At 72.2% G+C, this 18,319-nt stretch carries 20 protein-coding genes and 1 tRNA gene; 10 read left to right on the top strand and 11 right to left on the bottom strand.

Going from position 1 to position 18,319, the window contains the following annotated elements; genetic code table 11:
* Positions 1-60: 60 nt before the first annotated feature.
* Positions 61-654 carry a gluconokinase gene (locus IFT79_RS00595; RefSeq protein ID WP_082452443.1) on the bottom strand — a complete coding sequence of 198 codons (594 nt, stop codon included), beginning with the start codon at positions 652-654 and terminating at the stop codon, positions 61-63.
* Positions 654-2,045, bottom strand: a complete 1,392-nt coding sequence (locus IFT79_RS00600) for a GntP family permease (RefSeq protein WP_056048264.1) — start codon at positions 2,043-2,045, stop codon at positions 654-656. Before IFT79_RS00600 ends, IFT79_RS00595 begins: the two co-directional genes overlap by 1 nt.
* Before the next feature lie 212 nt (positions 2,046-2,257).
* Here IFT79_RS00600 and IFT79_RS00605 point away from each other — a divergent pair, with 212 nt between their 5' ends.
* The gene (locus IFT79_RS00605) at positions 2,258-2,992 is read left to right on the top strand and encodes a FadR/GntR family transcriptional regulator (protein WP_162234613.1); all 735 of its coding nucleotides are present in this window, start codon (positions 2,258-2,260) and stop codon (positions 2,990-2,992) included.
* Positions 2,993-3,168: 176 nt separating this feature from the next.
* A complete protein-coding gene (locus IFT79_RS00610) occupies positions 3,169-3,480 on the top strand; it encodes a hypothetical protein (RefSeq protein ID WP_056048270.1) in 312 nt (103 codons plus the stop codon).
* 20 nt (positions 3,481-3,500) lie between these two features.
* Here the strand turns inward: IFT79_RS00610 and IFT79_RS00615 are convergent, their stop codons facing one another.
* The 3 genes from IFT79_RS00615 to IFT79_RS16085 form a co-directional block, all read right to left on the bottom strand.
* Positions 3,501-3,950 carry a MarR family winged helix-turn-helix transcriptional regulator gene (locus tag IFT79_RS00615; RefSeq protein ID WP_056048272.1) on the bottom strand — a complete coding sequence of 150 codons (450 nt, stop codon included), beginning with the start codon at positions 3,948-3,950 and terminating at the stop codon, positions 3,501-3,503.
* On the bottom strand, positions 3,947-4,186 hold the full coding sequence (locus tag IFT79_RS00620; protein WP_056048275.1) for a hypothetical protein: 240 nt from the start codon (positions 4,184-4,186) through the stop codon (positions 3,947-3,949). Before IFT79_RS00620 ends, IFT79_RS00615 begins: the two co-directional genes overlap by 4 nt.
* Positions 4,187-4,314: 128 nt before the next feature.
* Positions 4,315-5,031, bottom strand: a complete 717-nt coding sequence (locus IFT79_RS16085) for a general stress protein (protein ID WP_249407719.1) — start codon at positions 5,029-5,031, stop codon at positions 4,315-4,317.
* A 141-nt stretch (positions 5,032-5,172) separates the two neighbouring features.
* On the opposite strand from IFT79_RS16085, the gene IFT79_RS00630 reads away from it, so the two are divergent.
* On the top strand, positions 5,173-5,910 hold the full coding sequence (locus IFT79_RS00630; protein WP_056048278.1) for an HAD family hydrolase: 738 nt from the start codon (positions 5,173-5,175) through the stop codon (positions 5,908-5,910).
* A gap of 120 nt (positions 5,911-6,030) precedes the next feature.
* Here the strand turns inward: IFT79_RS00630 and IFT79_RS00635 are convergent, their stop codons facing one another.
* Complete coding sequence (locus IFT79_RS00635) at positions 6,031-7,431, bottom strand: NtaA/DmoA family FMN-dependent monooxygenase (protein WP_123571833.1); 1,401 nt, start codon at positions 7,429-7,431, stop codon at positions 6,031-6,033.
* A gap of 68 nt (positions 7,432-7,499) precedes the next feature.
* On the bottom strand, positions 7,500-8,099 hold the full coding sequence (locus IFT79_RS00640) for a TetR/AcrR family transcriptional regulator (RefSeq protein ID WP_056048284.1): 600 nt from the start codon (positions 8,097-8,099) through the stop codon (positions 7,500-7,502).
* Between the two features lie 119 nt (positions 8,100-8,218).
* Here IFT79_RS00640 and IFT79_RS00645 point away from each other — a divergent pair, with 119 nt between their 5' ends.
* From IFT79_RS00645 to IFT79_RS00675, 7 genes are read left to right on the top strand one after another with little or no spacing between them, the layout of a single operon-like run.
* A complete protein-coding gene (locus tag IFT79_RS00645) occupies positions 8,219-9,349 on the top strand; it encodes an ABC transporter substrate-binding protein (protein WP_056048287.1) in 1,131 nt (376 codons plus the stop codon).
* Positions 9,346-10,209 carry an ABC transporter ATP-binding protein gene (locus IFT79_RS00650; RefSeq protein WP_192122659.1) on the top strand — a complete coding sequence of 288 codons (864 nt, stop codon included), beginning with the start codon at positions 9,346-9,348 and terminating at the stop codon, positions 10,207-10,209. The genes IFT79_RS00645 and IFT79_RS00650 overlap by 4 nt, the downstream gene beginning before the upstream one ends.
* Entirely contained in the window at positions 10,202-11,116 is a 915-nt protein-coding gene (locus IFT79_RS00655) for an ABC transporter permease (protein WP_056048290.1), read from the top strand. The genes IFT79_RS00650 and IFT79_RS00655 overlap by 8 nt, the downstream gene beginning before the upstream one ends.
* Positions 11,116-12,012 (top strand): ABC transporter permease, encoded by an 897-nt coding sequence (locus IFT79_RS00660; RefSeq protein WP_192122660.1) that lies wholly within the window; start codon positions 11,116-11,118, stop codon positions 12,010-12,012. Before IFT79_RS00655 ends, IFT79_RS00660 begins: the two co-directional genes overlap by 1 nt.
* Positions 12,009-12,998, top strand: coding sequence for a nucleoside hydrolase (locus IFT79_RS00665; protein WP_192122661.1), 990 nt, complete (start codon positions 12,009-12,011; stop codon positions 12,996-12,998). Before IFT79_RS00660 ends, IFT79_RS00665 begins: the two co-directional genes overlap by 4 nt.
* Entirely contained in the window at positions 12,995-14,044 is a 1,050-nt protein-coding gene (gene add, locus IFT79_RS00670) for an adenosine deaminase (protein ID WP_199859365.1), read from the top strand. Before IFT79_RS00665 ends, add begins: the two co-directional genes overlap by 4 nt.
* Positions 14,041-15,501, top strand: a complete 1,461-nt coding sequence (locus IFT79_RS00675; protein ID WP_192122662.1) for an 8-oxoguanine deaminase — start codon at positions 14,041-14,043, stop codon at positions 15,499-15,501. Before add ends, IFT79_RS00675 begins: the two co-directional genes overlap by 4 nt.
* A 223-nt stretch (positions 15,502-15,724) precedes the next feature.
* On the opposite strand, the gene IFT79_RS00680 is transcribed toward IFT79_RS00675, so the two are convergent.
* The 4 genes from IFT79_RS00680 to nadD all read right to left on the bottom strand — a co-directional run bounded on the left by IFT79_RS00680 (position 15,725) and on the right by nadD (position 18,317).
* Positions 15,725-15,800, bottom strand: a tRNA-Ala gene (locus tag IFT79_RS00680).
* A 200-nt stretch (positions 15,801-16,000) separates the two neighbouring features.
* Positions 16,001-16,414, bottom strand: a complete 414-nt coding sequence (rsfS, locus tag IFT79_RS00685; RefSeq protein WP_192122663.1) for a ribosome silencing factor — start codon at positions 16,412-16,414, stop codon at positions 16,001-16,003.
* Between the two features lie 62 nt (positions 16,415-16,476).
* Entirely contained in the window at positions 16,477-17,694 is a 1,218-nt protein-coding gene (locus IFT79_RS00690; protein WP_192122664.1) for a hypothetical protein, read from the bottom strand.
* Positions 17,691-18,317 (bottom strand): nicotinate-nucleotide adenylyltransferase, encoded by a 627-nt coding sequence (gene nadD / locus IFT79_RS00695; protein ID WP_082060195.1) that lies wholly within the window; start codon positions 18,315-18,317, stop codon positions 17,691-17,693. Before nadD ends, IFT79_RS00690 begins: the two co-directional genes overlap by 4 nt.
* Positions 18,318-18,319 lie beyond the last annotated feature (2 nt).

Genomic DNA, 18,319 nt, shown 5'->3' on the forward strand with positions numbered 1-18,319 from the left:
CTCTTGCCCACTCGAGCCCCGGTCACGGCACCGGCAGGAGGGACGGAGGCGCGGCCCGGCTCAGGCGACCGGCGTCAGCCCCAGCGCCCGGATGACGTCGTCGGCCTCGTCCTCGGGCGACCGGCCGGCGTCGACCACGACGTGCCGCTCGTCGGCCTCGGGCGGTTCGAGCGTCGCGACCTGCGAGTCGAGCAGGGCGGTCGGCATGAAATGGCCCTCGCGGGCGGCCATGCGGTCGCCGAGCAGGTCGCGGCTGCCGCGCAGGTAGACGAAGACGACGTTGTGCTCGCGCAGCACGTCGCGGTACTTCCGTTTCAGCGCCGAGCAGGTGATCACGCCGGGCACGCCCGCCAGGGCGTGTTCGACGATCCAGGACGAGACCGTGTCGAGCCAGGGTGCCCGGTCGTCGTCGTCGAGCGGGGTGCCGGCCGCCATCTTCTCGACGTTCTCGTCGGGATGCAGGTCGTCGCCCTCGTACGAGTCCCAGCCGAGCCGCTCGGCGAGCAGGGCCGCGACGGTCGACTTGCCCGAACCCGACACGCCCATGACGACGAGCACGGGGTCGGCGGCGTACGGACCGCCCGCCGGCACCGCGCCTCCCGCATCCGGCGCGGCAGCCGAGGAGGCGCGGTCCGCGTTCTCGAGGACGGTCATCAGATGAACACGCTCGCGAGCATGACCCCGGCGAGGGCCGTGAGGCTGAGGACGCACTCCATCAGGCTCCAGGTCCTGAAGTTCTGGCCGACCGTGGTGCCGAGGTACTCCTTGATCAGCCAGAAGCCGGCGTCGTTCACGTGCGACAGGAAGACCGAGCCCGCACCGATGGCGAGCACCAGCAACGACGCCTCGGGGGTCGACATGTCGGCGGCGAGCGGGGCCATGATGCCGGCGGCCGTGACCGTGGCGACGGTGGCCGACCCGGTGGCGACGCGGACGAGCGCCGCGACCACCCAGGCGACGAGCAGGACGCTCACGCCCGACTCCGACACCGCGTCACCGATCACGGTCCCGATGCCCGTGTCGATCAGGACCTGCTTGAACCCGCCACCGGCGCCGACGATGAGCAGGATGCCGGCGACGTCGGGCAGCGACGAACCGAGCGTCTTCGACACGGCGGCCTTGTCCATGCCCCCGGCGCGGGCGTAGAAGACCATCGCGTAGAGCACGGCGACGGTCAACGCGACCATCGGCGTCCCGAGGAACTCGAGCAGGTCGACCCAGGAGCCGGTCGCCGTGGGCAGCGCCGCCTCGCGGATCGAGCGCGCGAGCATGAGCACGACGGGCAACAGGATGCCGATCAGGGCGTTGACGAAGCTCGGGCGCCTGCGGGCCGAGCCCTCGCCGCCGTCCTCTTCCTTCGAGACGAAGAGGTCGGGGACCGGCACGGGCGCCCACTTGGCGGCGAGCGTCGAGAACAGCGGGCCGGCGACGATCACCGTGGGGATCGCGACGAGCACGCCGAGGCCGAGCGTCAGGCCGAGGTCGGCGCCCACGGTCGAGACGGCGAGCAGCGGGCCGGGGTGCGGGGGCACGAGGGCGTGCATCGCCGAGAGGCCGGCGAGCGCCGGGATCGCGATGCGCATGAGCGGCAGGCCCGACCGGCGGGCGACGAGCACGATCACGGGGATCAGCAGCACGAGGCCGACCTCGAAGAACATCGGCAGGCCGATCAGCGCGCCGATCAGGGCCATCACCCAGGGCAGCGCCTTCTGCGACGAGCGCGAGATGAGGGTGTCGACGATGCGGTCCGCTCCGCCCGAGTCGCTGAGCAGCTTGCCGAACATCGCGCCGAGCCCGATCAGGATGCCGACGCTCGTCATGGTCGATCCGAAGCCCGTGCCGAAGCTCGTGACGGCGTCGCCCGGGGCGAGGCCGGCGCCGATGCCGACCCCGACGGCGCCGAGCAGCAGCGCCAGGAAGGGGTGGACCTTGAGCCAGGTGATGAGGCCGACGATCACGACGATGCCCACGAGGGCCGCGATGATCAACTGCGCGTCGGTGCCCGAGGGCGTGGGGGCGGCCGTGGCCGCTGCGAGGAGGTGCATTCCGTCGCGTCCTTCCGAGGACGCTTCACTGCGACCTCTTCGTCGTGGGCCGGAGCCCGGGGGGTTGTCGTCCGTCGGCGCCGGACGGATGTCTGGCAGTCTTGTCCCACGAACGAATCTGATTAGTGTGAATAATCAGACTTATGGAGTGTGCCACAGTCGGCACCACCCCGCCACCTGCCTGCCCACCCCCCTCGATCAAGGAGTCGTCGATGACCCCCGGCCTCGCAGCATCACGAGAACGCGGCCTGCACGCCCGGGTGGTCGACGTCCTCGGAAGCGAGATCGTCGACGGTCGACTGGCCGTGGGCTCCATCCTGAACCTCGACGACCTGGCCGTCCGCTTCACGGTGTCCCGGTCGGTGCTGCGCGAGGCCCTGCGCGTGCTGCAGTCGCTCGGCATGGTCGAGCCGCGTCAGCGCATCGGCACGCAGGTGCTCCCCCGCACCTCGTGGGATCTCATGAACCCGCAGATCATCCTCTGGCGCGGTCGCAGTCCCGAGTACTTCGTCCAGATGCGCGAACTGCTCGAGCTGCGGCTCGGGCTCGAGCCGGTCGCGGCCCGACTGAGCGCGCTCGCCTTCACCCCCGACCAGGCCTCCGCCGTCGAGGACGCCGCCCGCACCATGGTCGCCGCCGCCGCGTCCGGTGACGGCCGCGCCTACCTCGAGGCCGACGTCGCGTTCCACACCGCCGTGCTGCGGGGCTCGGGCAACGACGTCATCGGCCACTTCGCGTCCACCGTCGAGGCCCTGCTGCGCACCCGGACCGAAGAACGCCGCTTCACCATCACCGAGTACACGCCCGCGGCGGCCGGACTGCACCTCGACCTCGCCCTCGCGATCCGGGCCGGCGACGCCGACGAGGCCTTCTCCCGCTCGTGGCGGCTGATCGACACGACCGTCGACGAGTTCGTGGCCGAGTCGGGCGGCTCCCCCGCCGCCTGATCGGCCCCGACCGCCCGCCCGCCCGGCCGTGGCCGTTGCTCGGCCACAGCCTCCCGCCCGGTCCCGGCCGTGCGGTCGGCGCGTACGGCCGACCCACCGAGGAGGCGCGGTGGACGCACAGGCGCCCGTCACGTCCTGTTCACGCACCGGTCGCCCCCGGGGTGGAGCATCGACGCATGATCTCGCTCAGCGCCCTCGTCAAGCCGAAGGACGGAATCCACTCGGTCCGCCTGCTCGAGAAGAGCCTCCGCGACCACTACGAGAACGTCCCCGTCACGGACCACCAGTACCTCGTGCGCTTCGCCGACGGTCCCGCCCTGGTGACCGACGAGCTCGCGGGTCTGCGGGTCGACGTCGTGGTCTCGGACGAGCGGGCCGCGTCGCACTTCCGCGAGGCGTTGGCGGGCGAGATCGCGACCCGCGTCCTCGGGCGCACCGTCGACGTCGTGTGGTCGCGCTCGGCGAGCGTCCCCGCGCCGCTGCGCTGAGGCACGGCGAGCCGAGGGGGTCAGTCGCCCTCGGCGTCGGCGGCCGCGATCAGCTTCGTCATCGTGCGGTGCAGCACGACGAGCTCGTCGGGCGTCACCCCGAGCCGCGCCATCATGCGGGCGGGGATGCTCTCGGCCTCACGCCTCGACGCGGCACCGGCCGGGGTCAGCTCGATCGACAGCGCGCGTTCGTCGTCGGCCCGGCGCGCTCGGGTGAGCATGCCCTGGGCCTCGAGCCGCTTGAGCAGCGGACTGAGCGTGCCCGGGTCGAGCCGCAGCAGACGACTGAGCTCACGACCCGACAGCGGTGCGTGCTGCCAGAGGGCCAGCATGACGAGGTACTGCGGGTGCGTCAGCCCGAGCGGCTCGAGCACCGGACGGTAGGCCGCCACGACGCCCCGCGAGGCGACCGAGAGCGCGAAGCAGATCTGGCTCTCGAGTTCGAGCGGATCGGCGCCGGCGGCGCTCATGCCCGCGGCGCCGGGCAGTGCACCATGGTGCGGACGCCCGTGCGGTCGACGACGTGCTCGTCCATCGGGGCGCCGCAGAGCGGGCAGGTGCCACCGTGCTGGGGGGCCACCGCCGGCGCCTCGTTCTTCAATCCCAGCTGCGCGCCGCCGATGTAGGGACGCAGTCGGGCGTTCATGCGCTCGACCAGGTCGCCGAACCTGCTGCCGTGGTCGTGGTGCCGCTCGGGTCTCGTCATGATGGTTAGTCTACCAACGATTGGTGCCCCAACGACAGGGCCACGGCGGACGGAGACGCGACCGCGCCCGCCCCGACGAACGGGGCGGGCGCGGAACGGCGGAACCGAGGAGGCGCGGGTGGCGTCGCTCAGGCGACCTTGCGACCCTGCGCCAGCGTCTGGTGCGCCCGGGCGGCCAGTTCACCACGGACCAGCACCTCGTACCGGCCGGCCTCCATGGTGCGGACCGACGAGAAGTCGCGACGACCACGCAGCATCTTGTGGCCGACGAAGCCCCACAGCGCTCCCCACAGCGCACCGAGGCCGACGGCGACGAGCAGCACGCCGATCCAGGCACCCGACGGGGCGAAGATGCCGAAGAGCAAGCCGAGCAGCAGGCCGAACCACGCTCCGCCACCGGCACCGCGTCCCGCGGCCTTGCCCGAGGTCAACCGACCCGACACGTTCTCGACGGTCCGGATGTCATGCCCGACGATCGACACGCTCTCGACGGGGAAGCCCTCGTCCGACAAGAGGTCGACGGCCGACTGGGCGTCCTCGTACTTCGTGAACGACGCGAGCACCTGGGGGTAGCCCGCACCCGCGAAGGCGCCGATGCCGCCGGGGCCCGGGGTGCCCGTCGTCGGCGTGGCCTGCGGCCCGGGCTGGCCGTAGCCGGGCTGGCCGTACGGCGCGCCCGACTGATCGCCCTGATCCGGCACCGTGCCCGACGGGCCCGGGGCCTGCCCGGCCTGCTGACCCTGGTCGCCTGCCGGCTGCTGTCCGGCGGACTGCGGTGCGTACTCGCCGTACGCGGGGCGGGGGCGGTCGTCGGGGGTGGGCGTGGTGTCCTGCTCGTTGCTCATGCTCCCGTTCTATCGCGCCCGCGTCGACGCGGAGGGAATGCACAGACGGCCCACAGCATTCCTTGGCGCGCTCCCAGTCCCACCGGCCGCGCCACGGCCCCTCCCACACTCCGATGTCGGCGGGTGGGGCAGGATCGACGGATGACCACCACCCACGTCCTCGTGCTCGACTTCGACGGGACCGTCTGCCTGGGCGACGGCGCCGTCCTGACCTACGCGCGCCTCCTGGACGAGGCCCTCGCGGCGACCGACGAGCGGCACCCACCCCGGCTGGTCGAAGCGGCGCTGGCCCGGTTCGTCGGCAGCCCGCTCGCCGACGAACCCGCCGGGGTGGAGGCCGCCCTGGCCGAGGCCGACGGATCGCCCGACGGGTACGTCGTCGCCGAGCGGGTCTCGCGCGCCCTCGGCGTCGCCGACGCGGCCCGCTCGGCCGCGTACGCCGGGGCCCGGGCGGCCCTCGCGGACGGCCGCCTCGAGATCGAGGCGCCGGACGGACTCGCCGAACTGCTCGACTCGCTGCCCGACGGCGTGCACGTCGTGCTCGTGACGAACTCCCCCGAGCACGGCGTCGTCCAGCCCCTCGAACGACTGGGCCTCGCCGACCGCGTCGACGAGATCGTCACCGACGCGCGCAAACCGTCCGGGCTGCCCGCCGTTCTCGACCGGCTCCGCGCCGACGCGGGTCTCGCCGGCCGCCCCGACCGTCTGCTCAGCGTGGGCGACATCTGGCCGAACGACCTCGAACCGGCCGCCGCCCAGGGTTCGCCGACCGCGTTGGTCGAGCGGTTCCCCTCCGCGGACGCCCGGCCGACGCATCGCGCGGGGACGCTGCCCGAGCTGTACCCGGCGATCCGCGCCTGGGCGGGACGCGCCTCCTGAGCCGAGCCGCGCCTCCCCCGATCAACCGCACGCCCAGAGCGCCCCGGGCGTCCGGGACACGGCCCCCGAGGAGGCGCGCCACCCGTCGCGGGATCGGCGTCGGCGGCGTCCGGGCCGGCGTCAGACCGTCGCCGGCACCACCGCGAAGCGGGCACCCGGGTGGTCGGCCGAGAGGTGTGCGCCGGGGCGGCCGAGCATCTGCTCCCGCAGCGTGCCCGTGGCCGGCTCGGCCGGCATCCGGCCGCGGCGACGCAGTTCGGGCACGACGAGGTCGGCGAAGTCGGCCAGGTCGGCCGTGCCGAAGATCGGCTCGATCAGGAATCCGTCGAGGTCGGTCTCGTCGACGAGCCGCTCGAGCTCGTCCGCGACCTCCGCGGGGTCGCCGACCAGCTGGAGCCCCCGGGTGCCCTTGCCTCGCAGGTCGTCGAGGATCTCGCGCACGGTCGGGGCCGGCGAACCGTCCTTCGGCAGGAACCGGTCGATGTTGCTCTGACCCATCTGCCCCACGGGGCCTCCGTCGTCCTGCAGCTGCGTCAGGTCGCGGGACGGGTCGAGTGAGAGCAGGTCGATGCCCGTGTTGCCCGCGTAGAGGACGGCGACGACCTCGTCGGTCTGGAGGTCGTCGAACTCCTTCCGCAGCGCGACGGCCTCGTCGTGGGTCGGGGCCACCGTGACGGTGAGCCCGACCATGATCTTGACCGACTCGGGGTCGCGGCCGAGGGCGGCCGCCTTCGCGCGGATGTCGGCGACGTTCGCGGCCGTCTTCGGCACCGTCGTGCCCTGCACGAAGACGCACTCGGCGTTGCGCGCGGCGTAGGCGCGCCCCCGGTCGGACGTGCCGGCCTGGAACAGGACGGGCGTCCGCTGCGGCGACGGGGCGACCGTGAAGTAGCCGGACGACCGGAAGTGCTCACCGGCGAACTCGACCCGGTGGATCCGGTCTCGGTCGGCGAGGACGCCCGCCTCGGCGTCGCCGCGGAACGCGCCGTCCTCCCAGCAGCCCTCCCAGAGCGTCATCGCCAGGTCGACGTACTCGTCGGCCTGGTCGTAGCGGGCGTCGTGGCCCCGCATCTGGTCGTGGCCGAACAGCTCGGCGACGGTGTTCTGCGAGGCGCCCGTGACGATGTTCCAGCCGATGCGGCCGCCCGTCAGGTGGTCGAGCGTGGCGAAGCGGCGGGCCGACTGCACGGGGTGGTCGAGGCCGGTCGACGAGGTGACGACGAAGCCGAGGCGTTCGGTCTCGCGGGCCAGGGTCGGGATCAGCAGGGCCGGGTCCATGCCGGGGAAGTTGATGCCGCCCCGCGCCGCGGTCTCGGGCAGGTCGCCGTCGACCGACGGGTAGCCGAACCCGTCGGCGAAGAACAGGAAGTCGAAGCCGGCCGCGTCGAGCAGCTTCGCCATGCCGATCCACAGGTCGAGCCCGTGGTAGCCGAGCGAGTCGCTGCGCGGGTGGGACCAGCTGAGGGTGCCGCCGACCTGGGGGCCGGCGACTTCGAACACACCGAGACGGATCTGCTTCATGCCGTCAGTGAACCGGATGGTTCACCCAGAGTCCAGCCCCGAAACAAGGTCTTAACACGGGGCTCCCCTCAGGCGGGGACGGCGGCGGCGCGGACGCGGGCGACGAGCGCCGCGGTCGCGTCGACGGCCGCGCGGTCGACGGCCGCGCTCGCCCCGGCGCTGAGCAGCGTCGCCTGGAGACCGCGCCAGAGCGCGACCGTCTCGTGCGCGAGCGACTCGGCCCGCGCCTCCTCGACGCCCTCGGCGCGGTACGCGGCCGCCACCTGACCCACCCACTCGGAGCCGATGTCGCCGAGCAGCGAGGCGTAGCGCTCGCGATCGAAGCTCGCGAGGCCGAACACCTCGAAGAACAGGCGGTTGAAGGGCTGGTTGACGGGATCGGACACCGTCCGCCAGACGGCGAGGAGGCGCTGGTCGAGCGGCAGGTCCGGCCCGGCCAGGTGGTCCACGACCCCGACGATGCCCGGGAACCGCCGTTCGGCCCCGTGCAGCGCCGTGACGACCAGTTCTTCGCGGCTGCCGAAGTAGTACAGCAGCATGCGGTTGTTCGAGCCGACCGCCGTCGCGAGGGCGCGCAGGGTGAGCTGGCCGACGCCGTTCTCGAGCACGTGGTCGACGACGCGCTCGAGCAGTTCGGCCCTCTTGTCGGACGACTCGCGCGTGGCCATGACCCCGAAACTAACGTCTCGCGAGGTCGGCGACGACGGCAACACGACCGAAACGACGATGAAACAGTCCGGGTCTAGCTTTTCGACACCTCACCCGAACGAACCTCAGGAGTTCCCCCATGAGCCCTCTCTCCGTTCCTCCCGCGTTCCGCTCCACCTCCCTCGACCGCCGCGGGTTCCTGCGCCTGGGCGGGTCGGCCGCCCTCGTCGTCGGCACGACCGCCCTGCTCGCCGCCTGCACCGACTCGTCGGCCGGGACGGGCGCGGCGACCGGCGGGGCCGCGTCGGGCGGGTCGTTCGGCACCATCGCCGTCCAGCTCTCGTGGATCAAGAACATCGAGTTCGCGGGCGAGTACTTCGCCACGGAGAAGGGCTACTACACCGACGCCGGCTTCAGCGAGGTCACGCTGCTCGCGGGCGGCGGGCAGACCGGAGCCGAGGAGGCGCTGCTCGCCGGGCAGGCCAAGGTCGGGTTGTCGTCGGCCTCGCTCACCGGCCCCTCGGTCGCCCAGGGCGCCGCCCTCAAGATCATCGGCACGACGTTCCAGAAGAACCCGTTCTGCCTGCTCTCGCTCGAGGAGGGAGAGCCGATCCGCACCCTGGCCGACCTCAAGGGCAAGAAGATCGGCGTGCAGTCCGGCGGCAACCAGACGATCTTCGAGGGCTTCCTCAAGGCCAACGACATGACGCTGGACGACGTCGAACTCGTCGCCACGCAGTACGACATCGCCCCGCTCGAGACGAACGCCTACGACGCGCACATGTCGTACATCACGAACGAGCCGATCCTCGCCGAGATGGACGGCTTCACCCCGGTCGTGCTCGGCTTCGCCGACAACGGGCTGCCGTTCGTCGCCGAGACCTTCACCGTCACGCAGGACACCATCGACAACGAGCGCGACATGCTCAAGGCCTTCCTGGTCGCCGAGATCAAGGGCTGGACCGACGCGGTGAAGGACCCGGAGCAGAGCGCGAAGTACGCCGCCGAGAAGTACGGCAAGGACCAGGACCTCGACGTCGAGGAGCAGACGGCCGAGGCCGAGGCGCAGAACACGCTGATCCTCACCGAGGACGTCAACGCCAACGGCCTGTTCACGATGACCGACGAGCTGGTCGCCGAGAACATCGCCTCGCTCAAGGCCATGGGCACCGACGTGTCGGCCGACGACCTCTTCGACCTGAGCATCATCAAGGAGGTCTACGAGGAGAACCCCGACCTCGTCACGACCTTCGAGATCCCCACGGCATGACCATGACGGACGGCACCACGACCGCGCGCACCACGCTGCCGCTCACGACGGCCACGGGAGACCCCGCCGGCCGACCCGAATTCGCCACGGGCATCAACATCCAGGGGCTGACCAAGTCGTTCCAGCTCGGCCGGAAGAGCGTGCAGGCCCTGACGCAGATCGACCTGGGCACGAAGAAGGACTCGTTCCTTAGCCTGCTCGGCCCCTCGGGCTGCGGCAAGTCGACCATCCTGCGCATCCTGGCGGGGCTCGAGACGCCCACCTCGGGCAGCGTCGTGATCAACGGCAAGACCGCGGCCGAGGTGCAGCGCGGGCACGAGACGGGCATCGCGTTCCAGGACTCGGCCCTGCTGCCCTGGCGCAGCGTCGAGAACAACATCCGGTTGCCGCTCGAAGTCGCCGGGCTGACTCCCCCGGCCGGCCTGATCGACGACCTGATCGACCTCGTCGGCCTGAAGGGCTTCGAGAAGGCCAAGCCGGCGCAGCTGTCGGGCGGCATGCGCCAGCGCGTCTCGATCGCCCGCTGCCTCGCCGTGCAGCCGACCATCATGCTGCTCGACGAGCCCTTCGGCGCGCTCGACGACATGACGCGGCAGCGCATGAACGTGGAGCTGCTGCGCATCTGGGGCGAGAAGCCCGCCACGACGCTCATGGTGACGCACGGCATCGCCGAGGCCGTGTTCCTGTCCGACGTCGTCGCCGTGATGAGCGCCCGGCCCGGCCGCATCGCCGAGGTGGTCGAGATCGACCTGCCCCGACCGCGCCTGCCCGAGCTGACCCGCACGCCTGAGTTCCACGCGTACGTCGACCGCATCTCCGAGATCCTGTTCGGCTCGCACGGGGCGGCCGCCGATGACTGACCTGCACACCTCGCCCCGCGAGACGGCCGAGCGCGAGGTCGAGGCGGAGCTGGGCCAGAGCGTGGCGCTCCAGGCCGAGACCGTCCGGGGTCGCGAGCGACGGTCGGTGCTCGGCTCGATGGCCGCTGCCCCGCCGTGGGTCGGCGCCCTCGTCGGCATCGTGCTCATCGTCGCGATCTGGCAGGTCGTGGCCGTCACGCTCTTCTCGGTGACGGGCTCGGTGCCCCCACCCGGCCAGGTGCTCGTCCAGCTCGTCACCGACCTCAGCGACCTCGTCTACTGGCGCGCCATCGGCGCGACCGCCGGCAGCGCGGCGTGGGGCTTCCTCTGGGGCAACCTCATCGCGTTCGCGTTGGCCTTCGCCGTGCTGCTCGTGCCGTGGTTCGAGGGCCTCTCGACCCAGCTCGCGGTGGTCTGCTCGTGCATCCCGCTGACGGCGATCGCGCCGATCGTCACGCTCATGTCGCCCGCCGGCGGCCGGACGACGTCGATCTTCCTGGCCGCGCTCAGCGTGATCTTCACCACCGTCATCGGCACCCTGCTCGGCCTGCGGGCCGCGAGCGAGACCCAGCTCGACGTGATCACGGCCTACGGCGGCTCGCGCTGGACGCAGCTGGTCAAGGTCCGTCTGATCGCCGCCCTCCCCAGCATCCTCGCGGCGCTGAAGCTGGCGGCACCCGCGGCGTTCCTCGGGGCGGTGCTCGGCGAGTACTTCCTCATCGGCGTCGACCAGGGCCTCGGCATCCTGCTGCTCGCGGCGCAGGCCACGGCGGCGTCGGTCAAGCTCTGGGCGCTGGCCCTGATCTCGGGCGGCATCGCCGGGATCGCCTACTTCGTCATCGGGCGGATCAGCCGACTGGTCACGCCCTGGTCGGCGGGCGACAGCCGCGCCGGAGAGGGGTTCTGATGGCCACGACCCTGCCCACGGGCACCGGCACCCGCGTCACCGCACCCGCGGTCTCGACCAGCGCCTCCTCGACGGCCCGGTTCGTCCTGCGGCGCATCGGCCGCACCGTGCTGACGATCGCGATCTCGGCGATCATCCTCGGCATCCTGTGGAACCTCGCCATCGTCGTGCTGCAGGCCAACGCGTTCATCGCGAAGACCCCGGCCGACGTGTTCCGTTGGTTCTTCGTCGACTCCGAACTCAGTCGGACCACGGCCGCCGAGAACCGCGTGCACATCGCCGGTCTGCTCGGCGTGACCCTGTGGCACGCCGCGATCGGCTTCGTCTTCGGCGTCGGCGGGTCCCTCGTCGTGGCGGTCGTGTTCACCCTGATCCGCCCGGTCGAGTTCATGTTCATGCCGATCGCCATGCTGCTGCGCACCGTCCCGCTGCTCGCGATGGCACCCGTGATCTACCTCGTGCTGGGCAACGGCATCGTCACCGCCGGCTTCATCGGCGGAGTGGTCGTGTTCTTCCCGTTGTTGGTGAACCTGACCCTCGGCTTCCGCTCGGTCAGCGCCCAGTCGGTCGACCTCATCCGGGTCTACGGCGGGAGCCGGTGGACGATCATGCGCAAGGTCGCGTTCCCCACCGCCCTGCCGTACTTCTTCGCCTCGATGCGCATCGCCGTGCCGGGAGCCATCACCGGCGCGATGCTCTACGAGTGGCTGTTCACCTACGAGGGCCTCGGCGCCGCCATCACGGCCGCCAAGTCGCAGTCGCAGTACGGCGAGATCTGGGCGATCGTCGTGCTGATCACCCTCGTCTCGATCGTGCTCTACACGGTCACGACGTTCGTCGAGACGGCGGTGCTCGCGAAGTGGGGCCCCAACGCCGGCAAGGCGACCGCCTCGTGACGCGCCGCGTGCTGGTCGACACCGACACCGGCATCGACGACGCCCTCGCGCTGCTCTGGCTCGCCGCACAGCCCGACGTCGAGATCGTCGGCATCACCGCCGTCTACGGCAACTGCGTCGTCGACGACGCCCTGCGGAACGTCGGACACGTGCTTCGGCTCGTCGGGCTCGAGGACGTCCCGGTCGCCCGGGGCGCGGAGGGCCCACTCGAGGCGGAGGCGCACATCGCGCACTACGTCCACGGTCACGACGGTCTCGGTGACGTCGTCGCCGACCGGCCGCTCCCGCGCGTGCTGCTCGACACCCCGGCGGCCGGACGCCTCGTCGAGGTCGCCCGGGAGTCCCCGGGTGAGATCGACCTGCTCACCCTCGGGCCGCTCACCAACGTGGCCCTGGCGCTGAGGGCCGAGCCGCGCCTCCTGACCCTCTTCCGGTCGGTGACGATCATGGGCGGCAGCGGGCCGTTCCCTCCCCTCGGCCGCACGGACATGGTCGACGCGAACGTGCAGAACGACGGCGTGGCCGCGCGGGAGGTCTTCGCCGCCCCGGCGACCTCGCGCCTCATGGTCGGCGTGAACGCGACGTCGCAGGTGATCACCGACGAGTCGCACGTCGCGGCGCTCCGGGACTCGGGTACGCCGACCGGCACGTTCGCCGCCGACGTCCTGGCGACCTACCTGGACTTCTACCGGAACGCCTGGGGCCGCCGCGTCAGCCCCGTGCACGACGGACTCGCCGCCGCGCTGATGGTCCACCCCGAGTGGATCGCCGACAGCGTCACCGGCCCCGTCGGCATCACGAACGACGGCTTCGCGACCCGCGGCCGGGTGCTGCGCACGGCCGACGGCGCCGAGGTCGACTGGCACCCGGACGGCCCCGTGCCGACCGGTGACCCGTCGACCCACACGACGGCGGTCACCGCCGTCCACACCGACCTCTTCCTCCCGTCGTTCGTCGACGCCCTGATCCACGGAGCCCGCTCGTGACCACCACCTCCCCCGCCGACGCGACCCGCGCCTCCTCGGCTGCCACCCCCTCACCCGCCGGCGCCGTCGTGCGCGACCTGCGCGCCCTGCCCAAGGGCCACCTGCACCTGCACATGGAGGCGGCGATCCGCCCCGACTCGCTGGCCGACATGGCGGCGGCGTCGGGCGTCGTCGTGCCGATGCCGACCAGCTTCGGCGACTTCAGCGAGTTCAGTGCGACGTACCAGGGCATGCTCGTGGTCCTGGCCGAGAGGGAGAACCTCTTCCGCCTGATCGACGAGGCGATCGAGGACTGCGCCGTCGAGGGCGTCGCCTACGTCGAGTTCGGGGCGAGCCCGCAGTTCTACGTCGCCACCTTCGGGTCCCTCGACGACTCGCTGCGGGCGATGCTCGCGGCCTGCGCCGAGAGCGGCGAGCGATGGGGCGTCGAGGTCGGCCTGATGATCACGGTCGACCGCACCGAGAGCGTCGAGGCCGCGAACGAGCTGGCCCACCTGGCCGCCACCTACGCCGACCGCGGCGTCGTCTCGCTCGGCCTCGCCAACGACGAGCGCGGCAACCCGGCGGCGCGCTACGAGGAGGCGTTCCGCATCGCCAAGCACGCGGGCCTGCTCTCGACGCCGCACGCCGGCGAGCTCGCCGGCCCGGACCAGATCGAGGAGGCGCTGGACGTCCTCGGTGCCGACCGTGTGCTGCACGGCGTGACGGCCGTGCGGAGCGCACCGCTGATGGCCCGGCTGGCCGCCGAGGGCGTCTGCCTCGACGTGTGCCTCACCTCGAACGTGTTGCTCTCGGTGATCCCGACGATCGAGGACCACCCGCTGAAGCGCCTCGTCGAGGCCGGCGTGCGGTGCTCGATCAACGCCGACGACCCCATCCTGTTCGGGCCGGGCGTGCTCGCCGAGTACGAGTTGGCCCGGACCACCCTCGGCCTCTCCGACGAGCAGCTCGCCGCGTGCGCGCTGAGCTCGATCGAGTGCTCGGGGGCGAGCGACGGGCTCAAGGAGCGGGCGGCCGGCGAGATCGCGGCGTGGCTGGCGGCGTGACCCCGCCCATCCGGCGCCTGGTCGTCGAGGGCGCCCACGTCGCGACGGTCGACTCCCACGACACCGAGCACGCCGGCGGGCACGTCGTCGTCGACGGATCGCGCATCGTCGCCGTCGGGCCGGGACCCGCCCCCGCGTGGTGCACCGCCGGGCTGTCCCCGCCCGGCCCGGCGGCCGGGTCGGTTCCCGGGTCGGGCGGGCCTGCTTCTGAGCCAGCCGGGCCGAATGCCGCACCGATCGCGGTCGAGCGCGTCGACGGCCGGGGCCACCTGCTGACCCCCGGCCTGGTCAACACGCACCACCACCTCTACCAGTGGCTGACCCGCGGCATCGCGCAGGACTCGATCCTGTTCGACTGGCTCGTCGCGCTCTACCCGACCTGGGCGCGCATCGACGAGCCGCTCGTCGAGGCCGGGGCCGCCGCCGCGATCGCCGTGCTCGCCCGGTCGGGCTGCACGACCGTCGGCGACCACCACTACGTCTTCCCGGCCGGTGCCGGCGACCTGCTGGGCGGCATCGTCCGGGCCGCCACGACCGTCGGCGTGCGCCTGCACGCCACCCGGGGTTCGATGGACCTCGGTCGGTCGCAGGGCGGCCTGCCGCCGGACTTCGCCGTCGAGACCACGGACGCCGCGCTGCGCGCCAGCCAGGAGGCGGTGGCGCGGTTCCACGACCCGTCCGGTGACGCGCGGGTCCAGATCGCGATCGCGCCCTGCTCGCCGTTCTCGGTGACGCCCGACCTGCTGCGCGAGGCCGCCGTCCTCGGGCGGCAGCTCGGAGTCCGGCTGCACACCCACGGCTCCGAGACCGTGGAGGAGGACGCGTTCTGCCTCGAGCGGTTCGGTCGCACGCCGACCCAGTACCTGGAGGACCTCGGCTGGCTCGGCGACGACGTCTGGATGGCCCACTGCGTCCACCTCGACGACCACGCGATCGGACGGTTCGCCGCGACGGGGACCGGTGTGGCGCACTGCCCGTCGTCGAACGGTCGTCTCGCCGCGGGCATCGCCCCGATCGCGTCGTTGCTGCGCGCGGGGGCGCCCGTCGGGCTCGGGGTCGACGGTGCTGCGTCGAACGAGTCCGGCCAGCTCGGCACCGAGATCCGGCAGGCGGTGCTCTTCGGGCGCCTGCGCTCCGGGGCGGACGCGTTCTCGGTCCGGCAGGGCCTGCGCCTGGCGACGATCGGCGGTGCCCGCGTGCTCGGACGCGACGTGGACCTCGGCTCGATCGAGGTCGGGAAGCTCGCCGACCTCGCCCTCTGGCGCGTCGACGGGGTCGAGTTCGCGGGTATCGCCGACCCGGTGGCCGCCCTGGGGCTCGCCTCGATGCCGCCGCTGGCCCGGCTCTGGGTCGGCGGCGACGCGGTCGTGGCGGACGGCGAGCTCGTCCACGCGGACCAGGGTCTGCTCGCCGAGGGCGCGGCCCGGGCGTCGGCGGAGCTGCGCGCCCGAGTCTGACGCGACCCGCGCCCGCTGCGCCTCTTGCGCCTCATGCGCCTCTCGCGCCCGTCGGCGTGAGGGCACGACCCACCCGACCCGCGCGACCCGCCACGAAGTAAACACTCCGCCACGGCATCTCGTGGCGGAGTGTTTACTTCGTAGCGGCGTAGCGGCCGACGCCTTCGAACAGACGGCCCGACAACGACGAAAGCCCCTCACGAGGAGGGGCTTTCGGTGGTTCTGGTGGATCTGAGGGGACTCGAACCCCTGACCCCCTGCATGCCATGCAGGTGCGCTACCAGCTGCGCCACAGACCCAGAACTGCTGCACTTCTGAGGTTTTCACCCCGTCGGAAGCAACTCGTCTACATTACTACACTTTTCGACCGCGCACGTTCACCCGCCCTCGACCCTGCTCGAGCGCGGCCGAGAAGACACGACATGCCGCTCACCTCGGGGGGTGAGCGGCATGTCATGAGGCCCCGCCGACACGGCGGGGCCCAGGAGGCGCGGGGCGGTCAGGCCTCGGCCGGTGCGTCGGCTGCGAGCTCGGCCGGAGCGGTGGCCGACTCGGTCAGCACGTCGAGCGGGATGGTCGGGCAGTCGCTCCAGAGGCGCTCGAGGGCGTAGTACTGACGGTCCTCGTCGTGGAAGACGTGGGCGACGACGTCACCGAAGTCGAGCAGGACCCAGCGGCCCTCGGCACGACCCTCACGGCGGAGGGTCTTGACGCCGGCCTCGAGCATCTTGTCCTCGATCTCGCCGGCGATGGCGACCACGTTGCGTTCGCTGCGGCCGGTGGCCAGCAGGAACACGTCGGTCAGGGGCAGGGGGCCGGACACGTCGAGGGCGACGAGGTCGTCGGCCTGCTTGTCGTCGGCCGCGCGTGCGGCGATCTGCAGCAGCTCGATGGCACGAGGGGTGGCTGTCACGTGTTCCTTAGGGGGTAGGTGGTGATGCGGGCCGACCGGGGTCGGTTCGGGTGGGTCGGGCCTCAGCCCAGCACCCCGGTGGCGAAGCCACCGATGATCAAGCCGATGATACCGAGGCCCACGACGCCGCCCGAGATGCCGAGGATCAGCGGCAGGTGGTTGCCCTTGGGCTGCGACGCGGCCAGCACGACGGCGCGGGTGGACGTGTGCGTGCTGATGGCCCGGCTGGCGCGCACGGGCTCGGCGTCGCTCGACGCCTGCTCGGCGTCGCCCTGCTCGAGGATGCGGTCCATGTCGGAGTTGTCGATGCGTGCCTGCGAGCCGGTCGACGCCAGGCTGCGCGGCAGGTCGATCGAGCCCGTGATGATGATCTCGCCGGTCGCGTTCAGCGCACCGGTCACGTCGGCGACCTGCGCGTCGGTGAGGATCAAGGCGTTCTGCTGACCGGTGCTGGTGCCGAGCTGGCGGCCCGGGACGGACTCCGCGTCGGGCTCGTCGGACTGGGTGGACCAGTGGCCGGACGAGACGACGGGCGCGGCGTCGGACGAGTCGTCGCGCTGGTCGCGCGACGGACCGACGCCGGACGGTCGCGGCGCCGACGACAGGGGACGGGACGGGGCAGGAGGCGCACTCGGCGAGTCCTGTCCGCTGCGGTCCTGCTCGTCGGACAGGGCGAACGGGAACACCGTCGGCGTCGGGGTGGGGGTCGAGGACACCGGGGTCGCCGCGCCGGTCGCACCCGTCCGTCGGGGCCCGGGGACGTCGTCCGACGAGTCGTCGTCGTCCGACGGGTCGACGTCCGACACGGCAGACGGCACCGGGGCCGAGGCGGGACGGAGGGCCGCCGAGGCCGGCGCGGGCGCACCGGGCGCAGAGGCCGGCCGGTCGGCGGCCGGGGCGATCTCGTCGACGGTGTTGAGCGCGTCGGCCAACGGACGACGGGGTTCGGGAGCCGGTGCCTGCAGAGGCACTGGGGAGGCGTCGCGGCTCTGGCTCGCGTCGCGCAGGGCGCGCATCTGGCGGCGGGTCAGGCCGGTGCCGGGGTCGACGACCGAGCCGGGTGCGGGGGGCGGCACGTCGCGGAGGGCGGCAGCCGACGGCACGGGAGTCGGCATCGGCACGTCACCCGTGGGGGGGGTCGCGGGCCGCGGGGCGGGAGCGGACGTCGAGGCGGGCACCACGGGCACGGCACCGGTGATGGCCTGACCGGCCTCGCGGGCTCGCTCGAGGTCGCGGATCTGTCGCCGGGTGAGGGGCGGCTGACCGTCGGACGTGCTCATGAAACGCTCCGATACAGATGGTGCTTGGAGATGTACTGGACGACGCCGTCGGGGACCAAGTACCACACCGGAAAGTCTCGACCCACCCGGGCGCGGCAATCGGTCGACGAGATGGCCAGTGCGGGGACTTCGAGCAAGCTTACGTCGCTCTCGGGCAAACCGCTAACGCTGAGGTCGTGCCCCGGCCGGGACACGGCGACGAAGTGGGCGAGGTCCCAGAGCTCTTGGACGTCTTTCCAGTCGAGGATCTGTGCGACGGCGTCGGCGCCGGTGATGAAGAAGAGCTCGGCCGTCGGACGGAGGCGTCGGATGTCGCGCAGGGTGTCGATCGTGTAGGTCGGCCCCTCGCGGTCGACGTCGACGCGGCTGACCGTGAAGGTCGGGTTCGACGCCGTGGCGATGACCGTCATGAGGTAGCGGTGCTCCGCCTCGCTGACCTCGGGTTTCATCCACGGTTGACCGGTCGGCACGAAGACGACCTCGTCGAGGTGGAACGACTGCGCGACCTCGCTGGCCGCGACCAGGTGCCCGTGGTGGATCGGGTCGAACGTGCCGCCCATGATGCCGACGCGGGGTCGCCTGACGCCCTCGCCGTCGGGCACGGTGGCGCCCGCCACGACCATCT

It is taken from the genome of Frigoribacterium sp. CFBP 8759 (genome assembly GCF_014841655.1).
Lineage (GTDB): Bacteria > Actinomycetota > Actinomycetes > Actinomycetales > Microbacteriaceae > Frigoribacterium.